This window comes from Ruegeria sp. HKCCSP351 (genome assembly GCF_017872535.1).
GTDB lineage: Bacteria > Pseudomonadota > Alphaproteobacteria > Rhodobacterales > Rhodobacteraceae > Ruegeria.
Genome location: NZ_JAEDOV010000002.1, coordinates 457,667 through 471,259, shown reverse-complemented (window position 1 = coordinate 471,259; position 13,593 = coordinate 457,667). Strand labels below are relative to the sequence as shown.

The following is a 13,593-nucleotide window of genomic DNA, read 5'->3' as shown; positions in this document are numbered from 1 at the left end:
GGATGATTGCACTTCACCCCCAAGATGCTGCGCGTATGAGGCAGTTCTGAAGCAGATAAATGGCTGAAATTTGGCATCCGGCTGAAACGCACCGATAATTCAGCAAAAAGGGGCCGGTTCAGGAACCGGCCCCAAAGTTTCAGCTGAACCGAGGGATCAGTTCGAAGCTGAGTTCAGCTTTTCATTTTGCTCACGCAGTGTATCCGAGATAATCGCGTACCATTCACCGGATTGACGCATTTCGATCAGACCTTTGTTCATCATTGCGATGTACTCGCGCGCGAATGGGTTAGTACGATGTGCAAGGAAGCTCATCGACGACAATGTAGACACATAGGGGTTCTCAACAATGTCAGCCGATGTCAAACCCATGTCTTTCATTGTTGATGCGAACAGATCAACTTCGAATGCCGCAACATCTGCAGTCCCGGTCAATACGGCGTCAAGACAATCACGGGCCGAATTGGGCTGAACCACAGTCGTGTTCTCGCGGTTCAGTCCTTGTTCTTCCAAGACAACCATGCTCCAGCCTGCCATACGGCAAATGGTCGAGCCTTCCAGGTCCTTGAAGCTTGTCGCGCTTGCGTATTCGCTTTCCGGCAGTGTGAAGAAGCCACCGACGATATCGTATACCGGAACGGAAGCTACGAATTGACTGCAGCGAGCTTCGGTTTCTGGAGACCATTCGTACGTACGGTTAGTACAATCCGGAACGGTCCATGCAATTGAAATATCAAACGCACCAAGCGGCAACAGTGTATCCAGATGCGAACTCCAGTCGTCGACAAAGCTGACGGAATACTCGCGGCTGTTTCCAGCCCGCTGAAGGCTGGTCGTTGCTAGGCGGGTCATGATGCCCCCGCCGCTGAGTGTTTCGGTTGTGAACGGTTCCCAGCCGTTACCTGCCACCATTTTGATCGGCGGCGCATAGACATTCGACCGCTTTACGCTGGCCGCACGCTGTTCTTCAGCAGCGATGATTTCCTGTGCGCTCTGACCGTTCGGCAAGCTGCCGTCTTCACAGGGCAGGGCCAGCACCAAACCAGGGTTGAGAGACCCCGGGTTGGTGATTGCATTCCTGTTCGCGTTGAAGATCGGCTGGTAGTTCGAGGTGCCATAGGCGGCGATCGCGATGGTTGCCAATGTGTCACCGTCTTGCACAGTATAGTTCGTGCACGCTTCCTGTGCAGCGGCGGCGCCTGCGCTCAGAGCTGTGATGGCGGTTGCCGACAGCACTGCTTTCTTAATATTCTCGTTAAACATGTCCACTTCCTCCAGACTTTAGATTGTCAGGCCAGACGGGGGCCTTATCCATTTTCCATTTGATGACGCAGTGCGGTCGACACGATATCGCGCCATTCGCCCGACTGCTGCATGATTGCCAGACCCTGATTCAGCGTCTCTAAGATCGCTTCCCCATCAGGATTATCTTTATGGGTCATGACGTTTAGCGACTTGATCGCCGCCAGGTTGGGGTTTTCGATAATCCGGTGTTTGTAGCCAAGCCGTGCGATGGCTTCCTCTGCCAGATGCGCTTCGATTGCCACGATGTCAGCAGTTCCGTCCATCACAGCATGAAAGCACTCGTCGGGCGATGTTGGCCGCATCAACTTGATGACGGGTTCGTAAAGACTTACCGCGTCCATATGTGAAAGCGACCAACCTTCCGGGCGGCAAATTGTTGTCCCGGCAAAGTCGGCATGGGTCAGCGTCTGCTCGTACCCCGATCCATCGCGTGCAAAGAATGTATCCACGACTTCATAGAAAGGGTTCGAGAAATCGTATGTTTCACAACGATTACGGTCACTTTCGGACAACGCTGCTACATCTTCGCAATTTGGGCGTGACCAGGGGAAAGTGCCGTCAAATGCAAGTGTTGGCATCAATAGATCCAGATGCGACGACCAATCGTTCACGAACTGAATTTTGTACGCTTGTTCCGGTGCGGCCCGCAGCATCGCTGTCTCAACCAGATGCGTGTAAAGCCCCCGGTTGGGCAACGCTTCGTCCGTAAACGGAGCGTAGTTCCCGCCGGTAATCAACAGCAACTGACGATCACGAATTTCCGGGCGCGTTTCAGCGTTAGCATTTCTGATCAGTGCGGCGGCTTCCGAGCGGGCTGCCTCGATCTCTTCTTTGGCAGCTGCCCGTGCAGCCACGACTGCATCTTCACTTGCCTTTTTTGCCTCAGCTTCTGCTGCCGCAACACGGGCTTCCGCTTCGGCCACGGCTTTTTCCGCGCGTTCTTCAGCGGCCTTTACCAGTTCTGAGGCCATTTCAGCCGCCAGACGTCCAGCTTCGGTGTCGGGCAGCTCGGGTGCGCGCCCAACATCTTCCAGACATGGCAGATTTAGAACGTCACCGATACGAATGATATTGGGGTTTTTGCCGATAACATCCCGGTTGGCATCGTAGATTGGCCGGAAATCTTCAGTCGCGTAAACTCGAATTGCCAATTCCCGCAGGCTGTCGCCGCGCTGAATCTCGTAGGTTGAACATGCCTCTTGCGCTGACACCGCGCTTGTGGCGGCGGCGAGGGCAAGGCTTGATATGATTATGTGTTTTCTCATGGGTCCTGTTGCTTTGCCTGTTTAATTTCTCGTAAGTTTGGCGACGGCGATCGACAGATTGTCCTGATCGGGATCGCCCTTGGCCTGCACAGCCAGTTGCAAGGCTTCGGCGATTTCCTGTGCTAGATCCTGCTGATGCAGGCGCAAAACATCCTGAATCTCAGCGTCGCTGAGATATTGCAGCCCGTCACTGCCAAGGATCAGAATATCAGCCGGAGACACGATCAGCGGTTCTTCAGGGCAATCCACTTTTGGAATAGCGCCCCCCATGATTACCGACGTCAGTTGGTTCCTGTCCAGTTCCCGTGCTTCAGCTTCCGAAAGCTCGCCAGCGGCCAGTTTTGCGTCGATCACGGGGGCCATCGAGTGGTCTTCGTTCACCTGTGTCAACTTGCCTTCGCGGAACAGGTAAAGGGGGCTGTCTCCGATTGAAATCCTGAACACACGCTGACCCAGAAAGAGGACACCCAACAAGGTGGAGCCCATGTTGAAACCCTGGCCCTGCGCTTCGTTATGGTCAGAAATCGCTGCATTGGCTTGCATGGCTGCCAAAGGCAACGCATCAATTGCGGCTCCTTCATTTAAGGTGTCAGCTTCCAGCTCGGCATCCAGCGCGTTGCGCCAAGCGGAGATCACCATTTCCGAGGCTACTTCACCCGCTTCGTGACCACCCATGCCGTCAGCAATCGCAATATAGCCCGCGTCCGATACATCGAACATGCGCGCGGCAATTGCGTCTTCCTGCGTTTCCCGCTGACCCTGGTTCAGGATCAGAGCAACATCATATGCCGGAGTTGCCAGCATCTATCAGGAATCCCGCCAATCAAAACCTTCATCGCAGAAGGCCATAAATCGGATTGAGGTTTCACTGATGCGGATTAGATCTCCGCTGGAGAGCGCGATTGTGCTCAGAACGGGTTTACCATTCAGCCTAACAAGGTTGGCCTTACCGCCATGTCCCAGATAGCATTTTCTATCTTCGGGGTCGTAAGCAATAACGGCGTGGTTCGAACGTGAAATGCCCGTGTCGCCGAAATCCAGTTGGATCGCCTGGTCATCGTTTCGACCGATTTGCATCAGGCCTTCGGTCAGGGTGATGCTGGCGCCCCGTCCGGGACCAGCCGTCACTACCAGCCAGCCAACCGGGAATGTTTCCCGAGCGGCTTCGGTTTTTGAGACGGGTTCTGATGTTTCAATCAATTCCTGAACATGCGTGTCCGCACGCTCAAACCCCAAGAACGTTGTTTTGACCCGTGAACGACGGTCTTCGGCCGGGGCGGCCGGCGTGGGCTGAGCCTGCACGGCGACCTCGTCCACCATTGTTGGTTCTTGCATGGGCGGGGTTGCATCTTCAGCTTCCACCTTCTCTGGCGCACTCATTTCAGCTGCATCCAGAGGCGGCTTAACTTCATCCGGTGTTTCTGCAAGCTCGTCGGCTACATGCAAAGTGATGATTTGATCGTCCGAGATATCCTCGTCATCATCGGGGTCGGCCATCAGGTTTTTGGTATCTTGGTCGTCCTCGTCAATCGCATCTTCAACAAAGATGGATTCTTCAACCGGTTCTTCCGTTTCTTCCGCCGCAACTTCGTCGAATTCCGGCATTTTTTCTTCAGGGATAAGCTCGTCTGTTTCCTCGTAGGATTCAGACGTCATGTTTCCACCGGCCAGTGCGGCGCGCAGCGCGTTGAAGTCCGCGATAGGCTCCTGCTTTTCGGTTTCAGGTGCCGCGCTGTCCGCTGCATGAGCGTTTTCTGCAACATCGTCTTCTTTGGTTTTGCCGGCACCTTCGAGAAGCCGGCTCAGAGGGCTTTTGTATTTGAACATGGTGTCGACACCTTCGAATTGTTGGCACGGACCTTTCGTGCCATTGGGCTGCTACCTACCTCCGCGTGAAACAACGCAGAGACACTCAACGAAAAACATGGAAACTGGTACTCTCTGCGGTGGGCCGGACCCCACCGGGCGGCAAACTGAACGCCACCCTCAGTAAACACACACTGGCAGATCAAAAATGAACCGGTCAGATCACTCCTGCGCTAACTGCATGATCGCGGCTACTTCGGCACCGTTACGGAGCACGGTTAGCTTTGCTTCTGGCTGGCTGTCGGAAACCAGCGCAGCCAGCATGTCATCAAGGCCTTCGGGCCCATTCAATGTCATGTCAGTCTGGCTTTCGCTTAACAGAACATCACCTTTTCGCAGTTGGCCCGTTGGCTCTGCCGGGACGGAGCTAACTTCTGTCTGCCATCCGTCACTTCCCGAGCCGCTGACAGTGAACGAATAACCGTTCTCCAAACCGATCGAGCGCAGCGCAGGCAGTGCTAGCAGGCCATTCTGTGCACGGGTCTTTCCAAGCGGACGATAGCGTGCTGCAACGCGAGTATAGCCGTCTGGATCGACGCTTAGCTTGTCTAGGACCTGCGCAGCGAAAGACATGTCTTCACGAACCGGGTTGCCGTTCAGCGTAAAGATCACAACTCCGGGTTCCACCCACTCGCCGACAATGCTCATGTCCTGATCGGCGTCCACACCGGTAACCGCTATAGTTGCACCTGTTGCGGTGCGGCGGCGGGATGTCTGGAAGGGGATTTCAACATCCCAATGGTGGAACGATATCTGTTGTTCTGCGGGAGTACCGGAAGCGGCATCGGTTTTGGGTTCGGCCACAGCGGCCGCAATCTCTTGTTCTGCTGGTTGTTCTTGGGCACCGACCGTCTCGGTAGTTTCGGACGCTACTTCTGCGGCGGTTGGTTCCGCAGGTTCAACTTGCGCCTGCTCGACAGGCTCTTCTGGTTCAGGTTGTTGCTCTGAAGCGACCGCGACGTCGGGTTCAGGTGTTTCGACCGCGGGCTCTTCCACCGCGGGCGGTTCTGCTTCGGCAGTTTGAGTAGTTGCTTCAGGCAGCGTCGTCGTAACCTCAGCTTGTTCTTCACCTTTGTCGCCGGACATCACAAAGAAACCGCCTGCGGCCAATGCTGCCACAAGCACTGCTGCACCAGCTATCATCTTGCCGCTGCCACCGGATCCGCTCTGAACTACGGTATCAACTGCGACCGGTGTTTCCGCTTTTGCGGAAATCTTGGCCATCTCGGGTTCATTCTTTTTTTCGTTTTCGCGAACAATGTCCGAGTTCCCGGCGAGCAGAGCCGTAACAACCGCTTCGGCATTTTCGCTTTCGGCCTTGATCCGCGCCTTTTCTTCTTCCTTGTCCTTGCGATCCATGCCGACGATCACCGAAACCGGGCGATAGGCGAAGGTATCAAACATCACGCCAGGGCCGCGGAACATGCGCAGCCAATCCAAGGCTGTCTGCAAACGGTCCGTTGCGTGCACTTCCATTGCCTTGTCGATTGCTTCGAGGAATCCATCGGGATATCCGTCAAAGCGGTCTGCCAATGGGGTATAAGGGTCGTCCTGCCCGTTGTTGAATGCATTCAGGCGACTCTGGCCGTCGACCGGACGTTCACCACTGATCGCATGGTATAGGGTTGCCGCCAAAACATAGAGATCGCTGCTGGGCCCCTGTTCGGCACCTCGGACGTAAAACTCGTGCGGCGAATATCCGTCTTTTATGACGCGCAGGGTCAACAATGCGGCCGACTTGTTTGCGGCTTGCTCACGCGCGGCACCGAAATCGATCAGGACCGGGTTTCCGTTTTCGTCAATCAGGATGTTATCCGGCGAAATGTCACGGTGCAGCATCCCGCTTTGGTGGATGAACGACACCGCGGACAGCATCTTTTCCGTTACCTGTACGATAAAGTCAGGACCATCGTCGTTTTCCGGATTTTCAACATAGTCCAGCAGGTCGCAACCACGGATCAGATCCATAGCGATGTAAGCTGTGTCATTATCTTCGAACACCTGGTGAACGTCGACGATGTTCGGATGCACCAGACGCGCATGATTGCGGGCTTCCTGAATAAACAGGTCGATAATGGCGCGCAGATCATCCTTGTAGGACGGGTCGTTCGGCTCAACCAGGTCCCCGTTGCGACGGCACAACGCACCGGGGAAACATTCCTTGATCACGACATCACGCTCCAGGCTGTCGCGCGCTAGATAGGTGATTCCAAATCCGCCATTGCTGAGGTATTGGAGGATTTCATACTGTCCGCGCAACAGCTTTGCGCCCGGTTGCAGTCCTTCAATCTTTGGTTCGTCGTGCGTTGCACCGACAGCCTGGTTGTGGCTCATTTCAATCCGCCCGTTCTACTCATTTTGCGGCTTTATCTAACAGGGCCGGCAGCCCACGAACTCACAACCAAAAACAACCGCAGGACACTTAAGAACGGTTAGACGTTTCAAATTTGACTTTAATGGGGCCGCCTGATGGCTTCACTAAGGATCGGTTTTTTGAATAAAGCTTATATAGTATGCCGACTTCGTGCTAATACTACATATTGACCTATGGGGTGGGAAAAACGAAAACTGATGACCCCAAACAGGTCTGTTGGTCTACGAATTCGAAACAATAAAGGGCCGATTCTTCGGCCCTTCGAATCGCTTCACAGCGCTTCAATCCTTGTGAAAAGTGGCTAGGTACCGGTTTTAGGTTGCGCCGCGGCGACGGTACTGCCAGCCCATGCAAGGTTGTCACCAAGCTGTACAAGTATGCTGATTGCGTCTTTCAAAGGCGCATCCCCGCTTTCAAACTGAAGCAACAACAACAAGTCAGTCGCTTTTTCGAACTCAGCCGGAATCCAATCAGCATCAGGATCAATTTCACCACCTTGGTCCAACCGCTCTGCGAAATCTTCGACGATTTCCTGGCAGCTTTGCAGAAAGGCAGCGGGTTCAATATGAGCGGAGTCACGCAGATCTTCATAGATGCTTGCAATGGCAGCTAGCCAGTCTTCAAGAATGGGGTTGTTCAGTGGCGGAAGGGCAGACTCCAACGTTGACTGCATTGAGGTAGCATCGCTTACGGTCGGTTCCGGTTCGGGCCCTTTCAATGTTTCCAGGAATGGCAGAAACTCGTTCTTCAGATCCTTCCGAGCAGCGTCAAGGTCACTGCGCCGCCGGTCAGACGCCGCATCAAGGACCCTTTCCGCAAGTTCCTGGCCACCACAGTTTTCCCAAAGATCGAAATCAGGTTCTGGCTCTTGTGCCATGGCGCGCACCGCGACGGGTGTGCCAATTGGGACCACAGCGCGAAACAGACCTTCTTTTTCTTTGTTCAATCGAGCTAGCACCCGATCCAGAGCGGACTGCACCGGGGGCAAATCAGCATGCGTGACCGCCAGCAGGCTGTTGGCTCGTAGCTCGGGCGGCACCTGCGCCCACAAATGCCGTTCTGTTTCACGCCATGCGCTAGTGCCATTAGTACACCAGATGGCACAGTCGACGAATTTCAGCAGGTCCAGTGTCTGTTTGTATGTATCATCCAATGCGCCAGAGCCGGGAAGATCGAACAGTGATATCTCTTTGAGAGCAGGGGTGTTCAATCCAACAGAGATAAAGTCAGGCTCATCCGCAGCGGCCTTTTCCAGTGCTATGCCAGAATATGTCTTGGGCTCCTTGTTCCACCAGCCGACTGTCGTCTCTGGCGTATCCGCGTAGGCAACGATGACAAGTGGCAGCTTCAGGTGCTGCGGGCCGGTTGGAAGGATATCCGCCCCTGCCAGCATGTTCGCAAGGCTTGACTTGCCCGCCCCGAACTCTCCAGCGAAACCGATGTTGACCGCGTTGGACAAGCGCTCGGCATGGGCCAGGGCCCGTGCGCGCATATCTTCCAATTTCGGGTCCGACGACAGTTTTTCTGTCGTTGTCAGAAAACGCTCCAGCTGGCGCACTTCCTGTTCGGTTCCGGGAAACTCAATCATTCCGCAGCCTCTGCTTGTCGTTCGTCCACGTTGCTTGTTCCAAAGACACTATCCAACTCGTCAGCAATACGGCGCGCCCGTTCAAACGCAGCTTGTGCTTCCGCCTGAGCATTCAACTCACCCGCTCCGGAACGGTGCTCAAGATGGCCTGCCAACAGGGCCAAGTAATGATCCAGAACGGTTTTCAACCGTTCCAGAAGATTTTCACGCGTTGTGTCGATCAGGTCATCGCCAATCAGTTCGAATTCCTGCACGATCATGCGCTCAGCCCGCGCCACAACGCTGTTGCGCGATATCAGACGCGACAACCAGTTTACACGCAGCTCAACGGTAATGCCACGGGTCAAGGCGGTGGTGTCCGGACGGAACCAACGCACTGCACTTGTGTTCATGCGATTGTCGACTGGTTCCTGCCAACCTGGCAGTGCCCGCAAAGCGGCGTTGCATTGCATGTCGATCGCGTAAAGTTCGCTCAACATGCGTTGCCGCACCACTTGCGACGCGCCCTGCACCAACTCGCGCATTTGTTCGCGCAAAGGAGTGAAATTCAATTCGGTCGCGCCGCCTTTGGCAAGCAATGGGGATTGTCCTTCAGGTCCGCGCACCACAACAAAGACGGATTCAGAGACTGTGTCATCCATGACCCCACGCAGGTTTGACAGAACATCGTCCATGTCCTTGACGATGTCTTGCGATTTGTCCGCAATCAGTTTGCGCAGATCACCAAGCGTCTTGTCGCTGTCATCCGGGCTGTGCGCCCCCGCGCTGCCTTCGTCTTGCAGCGCACGAAGATGTACCTGTGACCGCTCCAAATCGCCACGCGCGAAGCTGTCGAGATGCTGCCACGCCATCCTCAGCTGTTCGTTTATCGGCCCGTCCGCCAACGCCTGAGTGACATGGCGGCGCAAGTCGGGCAAGCCTGACGCGATCATCGCGGCAAACCGTAGTACAGCCTCGCGGCTGATGGGTCCCGGGCCTTGTTTGATCTCGGCCACGCCGTTCAGGTACTGTTGCATCTGTTCCGGGTGCGCCCGCAACCAAGCCAGAATATGATCGTGGTTCACACCGGTTTCATCGCCGGTCAGTGCATAATGCGCCCATTGTGCGCTTCCCATCAGTACATCGATATTCGACGTGCCTAACGCTTTTTCGAGCCCGTCTACAACATCCAGACGCACCTTTGCCGCATCATCGGCCCCGCCGCCCAATTCATCGACTCGGTTGATGAAGACAACGATCTGTCCAAGTTCCAATGCCTGCATCAGCCTGAACAGTTTCAGGTCCGCACGCGACAACGCCTGATGCGCTGACAGAACCACCACAAAGAAATCGGATTCTTTGAGATACTGACGCGAAATCTCCTCACGGATCAGCAGGGGGTCATTTACTCCGGGCGTATCAGTGACGGTCAGAGGAAATGGGAAATGTCCGATGTCGAAATAGACCTCGGCCTTGCGCGTGATGTCGCTGTAAAGTCCCCGATCACTGCCGGGGTCAATTGTTCCATCTTCCGCAGGGTCGTCCCCGGCGCACACGTAACGCGCCAGATCATCGGATGTCAGTTGATCCAGATCGTGGTGTTGACCCAACAACTGTTCATAACTGTCCCCCAGTCGCCGACGCGCCCGGGTCTTCATGGCTTCGACCTGCTCTTCGATCATCTCGCGCTTGTAGCTGTCCTCGTCATCCGGGAACATGTTGCGCAATTCTTCGCCTTCAGCGATCAGTGATTGCCACTGGTAGTTGTCGAAGAAATGGAACTCGGCCCCTTCGGTTCGACCGTTCGGGTGCCCGAAATGCATGTCGGTGATCACGGTCGTCCAGGGGTTCACGTCCGACGGCAGGTATTCTGCCTGACCGGTGAAGCCGTTGATCAAGCGCGACTTTCCTGCTTTGATTTGCCCGACGAAGGCAACTGACGGTTTCAGTTTCCCCAGATCACCAATGATGCGCGATATGAACTGACGCGTTTCATCATTGCTCGTCCCATTCATGTCTTCTGCGATGCGAATAAGCTCGCGGCGATGTGTTTCACTCATTACTCTTTACCCTGACTACAAAAAAACAACGCATTGAATTAGTCGAAAATTTGAATGCTTTGGGGGCGGTCATTCCTCGGCCTCCTCCAAAGATTTCCAAAGATTGATTACCGCCCCAAGTTTGCGGGCATCGTGGATGGCCACAGCGATCTGCTCGTTATCGCTCAGAACTGCCATACCCGCACCCTTACCACCCGATGGCCGCATGACGATCAGATGCGGGCCTTCGAATTCGCCCCGGGTGTCATTGTTCCAACCAGCAAGATCCGAAACAAAACGTGTCAAAATCTCTTGATTGGGGTGCATTCCCTCGGAAGGTTTGCAGGTTCCTTCGCAAGCCACCGCAGTGTTTTCCATATTGTCCACAAGGACACGACCTGTGGCAAAGCGTTCGGCCCCTTCAAAAAACTGTTGCGCCAACGAATTGCCCGACCGTGCTAACGGGGCAGGGCTGTCATCTGAAGGTTTTTCAACATCTGGAACGACAGACACGATGGGCTCAGAGGAGAGCTCAATTCCGGCGCAGGCGCTCTCGATCTCACTCAGCGTAATACCAACATCATCAACCTCCAGTGATGAGGCGGGCTTTCCTGACATCAGTTCCAATGGGGCAGGTGCGGCTGAGATGTCAGAAACCAGTTGGGCCAATTTATCGACCAGCGCGGTACGTGATTCCGTTTCGAAATCAGGGATCTGCCCGGACGGCACCTGAAACACATCCGTGATCCGAGAGCTGTTCACTTCGATTTTCAGGCAGTTTCCATTTGCCGCGGTCAGCTCCAGTCGCCTGGGCAGTATTGTTCCGCGAATGAAACGCAATACAGCCGCCCGACGGGCTGCAGCAGTTTCACCGGGGACAATCACCGTCGGAGACAGGCGGGCAACCGAAGACCGCCCGATATCTTCGAGCATGTCGAGAATGTCTGTGTCCATCATACCGTGACCCCCTCTGGTCCCGTTCAGACTGCGGCCGCAACCGGCTTGAGACTGAGATGCGATTTCGTGAGTGCCAGTCCCACGTTCGCGCTGTTGCGGCAGATATAGCAGACCACATGATCAGGATATTCCTTGGTCCGCAAAAAGATGTTCAACCGGTCTTTTGAAAACACCGCGATTTCCCCGAACCCGGCGTTTTCCTCATCAGTGTTTCCGGCCTCGTGCAAGAGCGCTTCAAATGCAGCGACACCCCGCCCCTGAAACAGATTGGCCACTGCGATTGCCAAAGTGTCCAGCGATTCTGCGCAATCGGAATCAGAGACACTGCTGCCTAAAAGCATGCCGGTCTCCATGTCGATATACCCGGCTGCAATGCAGTCGGGTATCGTTTCAATCGCGGTGTTCAATGCATCCTGAATGGACATTTAACTCTTTATCGTCCTTCTTCTCAGCGTCTTGACTAAGGCGTCCTTACAAAACATGCCATTCTGCACTGCTGTTTTCTTTTGTCTTTGGAATGGCTTGCGGGGCGTGTCTGGACTGTTTCGCACTATATTCAACTGCGATCTGGTCAAATTCGGCAAGAAAGGCTTTGAATACATTCTGAAGCCCGACTGCGTCTTTTGGCAGGTCCTCCTTGTTTGTGATTTCCCGCCACATATCCGACGCGCTAAGCGGCGACCCGACTGCGGACTCTGGAAGATCGATATGCGCATCGTGGCGGATATCGCGGGCGTCTTCCTCGACTGAGGCCACGACCTCTATCAAACCGTTTGACTCAGGCTCAGGTTCGTAATCCTCAGCGTTGTTCTCGGACTGAGCCGCCATCAACGCCGCAATGGAGGATACCGAGACTTCGATACCCCGATCATCACGCGATTCAACTTCCGGCGTGAAAATTTCACTTTCATCCGCTTCGACCGAGGCTTCACGCAAGGTAGAGTTCAAAGAAGTCAGGACGTCATCAACGGATTTGTCACCCGTTTCAGCATCTGGAGTGTCATCCAACAGATCGTCAGAGTGATCTGTATCGCCGATTTCACCGGACAGGTCGAACTCATCTACATCTTCTTCCAGACCGGCGACATTCTTCAATTCCAGCGGATCGTTCGAGGTGTCTTTGAAGAAGGCGCGCAATTCGTCGCTGGTATCAGCTTTCTCGGACATCTGCTCCGGGTCCGATACCATTTCGGCACGCAGCCGTTCAGCTTCATCCGGGTTGATCCGAACTCGTTCGCCCTCATCAGGGCGCCGCTCCACGCGGGCTGGCCGAATGGGGAAGCTTGTCACGACGTTAAGATCGTTGTCTTCAGTTCGCTGTTCGTCGTCCAACGGGTTGACCAGTCGCAAAGGTGCAGCTTCGATGTCGCTGGACAGTGCTTCTCGTTCGTCTGGTTTGCGGGCAGGGCGCAGTGGTTGAACCTTGAATGCGCCCGCTTGGCTTTTGTCGATCTGGTACCGTGCCAGCTGATCGGCGCGGTTGTCCATGATCTGTTCTGTGATTTCCAGAAAACTGTCAATCATCTTACCGCCGCCGCTGCGCGACCACATTTCAGCGTCCCCAGTCTTGTCGCGGGCATTGATCGCATCCCGGGCAGAAAACAAGATGGACCGGTTGAACAGATGCCCGGCTTCGCGGTTGACACGACGCAGAACCTTTTGGCGGTCCTTAAGGTTTAGTGCATCCGCCCGCGTCACCAACAACAGAGAGTTGTGTTGCAAGCGGTCCGGCAGCGAAACCCACGTTGCACGTTCGGTTTCGCGCCAGGCTTGCGTCGCATGGGTGCACCATATGACACCATTTGCCTGACCGACTGCCCGCTGCCAGACATCTGTCGAGATCTTGGGGTCCGAGATGCCGGGGGTGTCGATCAGATCGACGGCTTCCAGAATATCTGCTTCAAGAAAGATACGAATGAACTGCGCGTCATTGACGCCAACAGTCTCAAGCTGATCCAAGTCAATTGGCTCAACGCTTCCGTCATGGCGTTTGATGTACGGTGTTTCACTGCCCCAGCTAAACCAGACCGGTGGTAGCTGGGTCGCGGTGACCTGCGTTGGCAATGTATGCGTTCGCAGTAAAAAGTTCATCAGTGTGGATTTGCCAGCGCTGAATTCACCCATCAAAGCGAAAACCGGTTTGCGGCGGGACCACTGCTCGATACGTTCCCATGCTTTCGGTGAAACAAAGCGTGTTTGTGAGTTGTTTGCCATTTTTCT

10 protein-coding genes are annotated in these 13,593 nt (G+C 54.7%); all 10 read right to left on the bottom strand.

Translation table 11 applies throughout. From position 1 onward, the window contains the following. Positions 1 to 156: 156 nt before the first annotated feature. The 10 genes from I9182_RS06305 to I9182_RS06260 all read right to left on the bottom strand — a co-directional run bounded on the left by I9182_RS06305 (position 157) and on the right by I9182_RS06260 (position 13,587). Positions 157 to 1,263, bottom strand: a complete 1,107-nt coding sequence (locus I9182_RS06305) for a transporter substrate-binding domain-containing protein (RefSeq protein WP_209507596.1) — start codon at positions 1,261 to 1,263, stop codon at positions 157 to 159. A 44-nt stretch (positions 1,264 to 1,307) separates the two neighbouring features. Then, the gene (locus I9182_RS06300) at positions 1,308 to 2,570 is read right to left on the bottom strand and encodes a transporter substrate-binding domain-containing protein (RefSeq protein ID WP_209597301.1); all 1,263 of its coding nucleotides are present in this window, start codon (positions 2,568 to 2,570) and stop codon (positions 1,308 to 1,310) included. Positions 2,571 to 2,591: 21 nt separating this feature from the next. Next, positions 2,592 to 3,374 (bottom strand): PP2C family serine/threonine-protein phosphatase, encoded by a 783-nt coding sequence (locus I9182_RS06295; RefSeq protein ID WP_209507594.1) that lies wholly within the window; start codon positions 3,372 to 3,374, stop codon positions 2,592 to 2,594. A 3-nt stretch (positions 3,375 to 3,377) separates the two neighbouring features. Then, a complete protein-coding gene (locus tag I9182_RS06290; RefSeq protein ID WP_209597299.1) occupies positions 3,378 to 4,397 on the bottom strand; it encodes an FHA domain-containing protein in 1,020 nt (339 codons plus the stop codon). Positions 4,398 to 4,598: 201 nt separating this feature from the next. Next, positions 4,599 to 6,770, bottom strand: a complete 2,172-nt coding sequence (locus tag I9182_RS06285; RefSeq protein ID WP_209597297.1) for a serine/threonine-protein kinase — start codon at positions 6,768 to 6,770, stop codon at positions 4,599 to 4,601. Between the two features lie 341 nt (positions 6,771 to 7,111). Continuing rightward, positions 7,112 to 8,398: a dynamin family protein gene (locus I9182_RS06280; protein ID WP_209597295.1), complete on the bottom strand. Its 1,287-nt coding sequence runs from the start codon at positions 8,396 to 8,398 to the stop codon at positions 7,112 to 7,114. Next, on the bottom strand, positions 8,395 to 10,437 hold the full coding sequence (locus I9182_RS06275; RefSeq protein WP_209597293.1) for a dynamin family protein: 2,043 nt from the start codon (positions 10,435 to 10,437) through the stop codon (positions 8,395 to 8,397). Before I9182_RS06275 ends, I9182_RS06280 begins: the two co-directional genes overlap by 4 nt. Positions 10,438 to 10,506: 69 nt before the next feature. Beyond that, positions 10,507 to 11,373 carry a hypothetical protein gene (locus I9182_RS06270; protein ID WP_209597291.1) on the bottom strand — a complete coding sequence of 289 codons (867 nt, stop codon included), beginning with the start codon at positions 11,371 to 11,373 and terminating at the stop codon, positions 10,507 to 10,509. 23 nt (positions 11,374 to 11,396) lie between these two features. Then, positions 11,397 to 11,798 carry a hypothetical protein gene (locus I9182_RS06265; protein ID WP_209597289.1) on the bottom strand — a complete coding sequence of 134 codons (402 nt, stop codon included), beginning with the start codon at positions 11,796 to 11,798 and terminating at the stop codon, positions 11,397 to 11,399. A gap of 46 nt (positions 11,799 to 11,844) precedes the next feature. Further along, the gene (locus I9182_RS06260; protein ID WP_209597287.1) at positions 11,845 to 13,587 is read right to left on the bottom strand and encodes a dynamin family protein; all 1,743 of its coding nucleotides are present in this window, start codon (positions 13,585 to 13,587) and stop codon (positions 11,845 to 11,847) included. Positions 13,588 to 13,593: the final 6 nt, after the last annotated feature.

Excerpts from the sequence above, each read along its gene's own strand:
- I9182_RS06305 (WP_209507596.1), bottom strand. The coding sequence starts at position 1,263 with ATGTTTAACGAGAATATTAAGAAAGCAGTGCTGTCGGCAACCGCCATC.
- I9182_RS06300 (WP_209597301.1), bottom strand. The coding sequence starts at position 2,570 with ATGAGAAAACACATAATCATATCAAGCCTTGCCCTCGCCGCCGCCACA.
- I9182_RS06295 (WP_209507594.1), bottom strand. The coding sequence starts at position 3,374 with ATGCTGGCAACTCCGGCATATGATGTTGCTCTGATCCTGAACCAGGGT.
- I9182_RS06290 (WP_209597299.1), bottom strand. The coding sequence starts at position 4,397 with ATGTTCAAATACAAAAGCCCTCTGAGCCGGCTTCTCGAAGGTGCCGGC.
- I9182_RS06285 (WP_209597297.1), bottom strand. The coding sequence starts at position 6,770 with ATGAGCCACAACCAGGCTGTCGGTGCAACGCACGACGAACCAAAGATT.
- I9182_RS06280 (WP_209597295.1), bottom strand. The coding sequence starts at position 8,398 with ATGATTGAGTTTCCCGGAACCGAACAGGAAGTGCGCCAGCTGGAGCGT.
- I9182_RS06275 (WP_209597293.1), bottom strand. The coding sequence starts at position 10,437 with ATGAGTGAAACACATCGCCGCGAGCTTATTCGCATCGCAGAAGACATG.
- I9182_RS06270 (WP_209597291.1), bottom strand. The coding sequence starts at position 11,373 with ATGATGGACACAGACATTCTCGACATGCTCGAAGATATCGGGCGGTCT.
- I9182_RS06265 (WP_209597289.1), bottom strand. The coding sequence starts at position 11,798 with ATGTCCATTCAGGATGCATTGAACACCGCGATTGAAACGATACCCGAC.
- I9182_RS06260 (WP_209597287.1), bottom strand. The coding sequence starts at position 13,587 with ATGGCAAACAACTCACAAACACGCTTTGTTTCACCGAAAGCATGGGAA.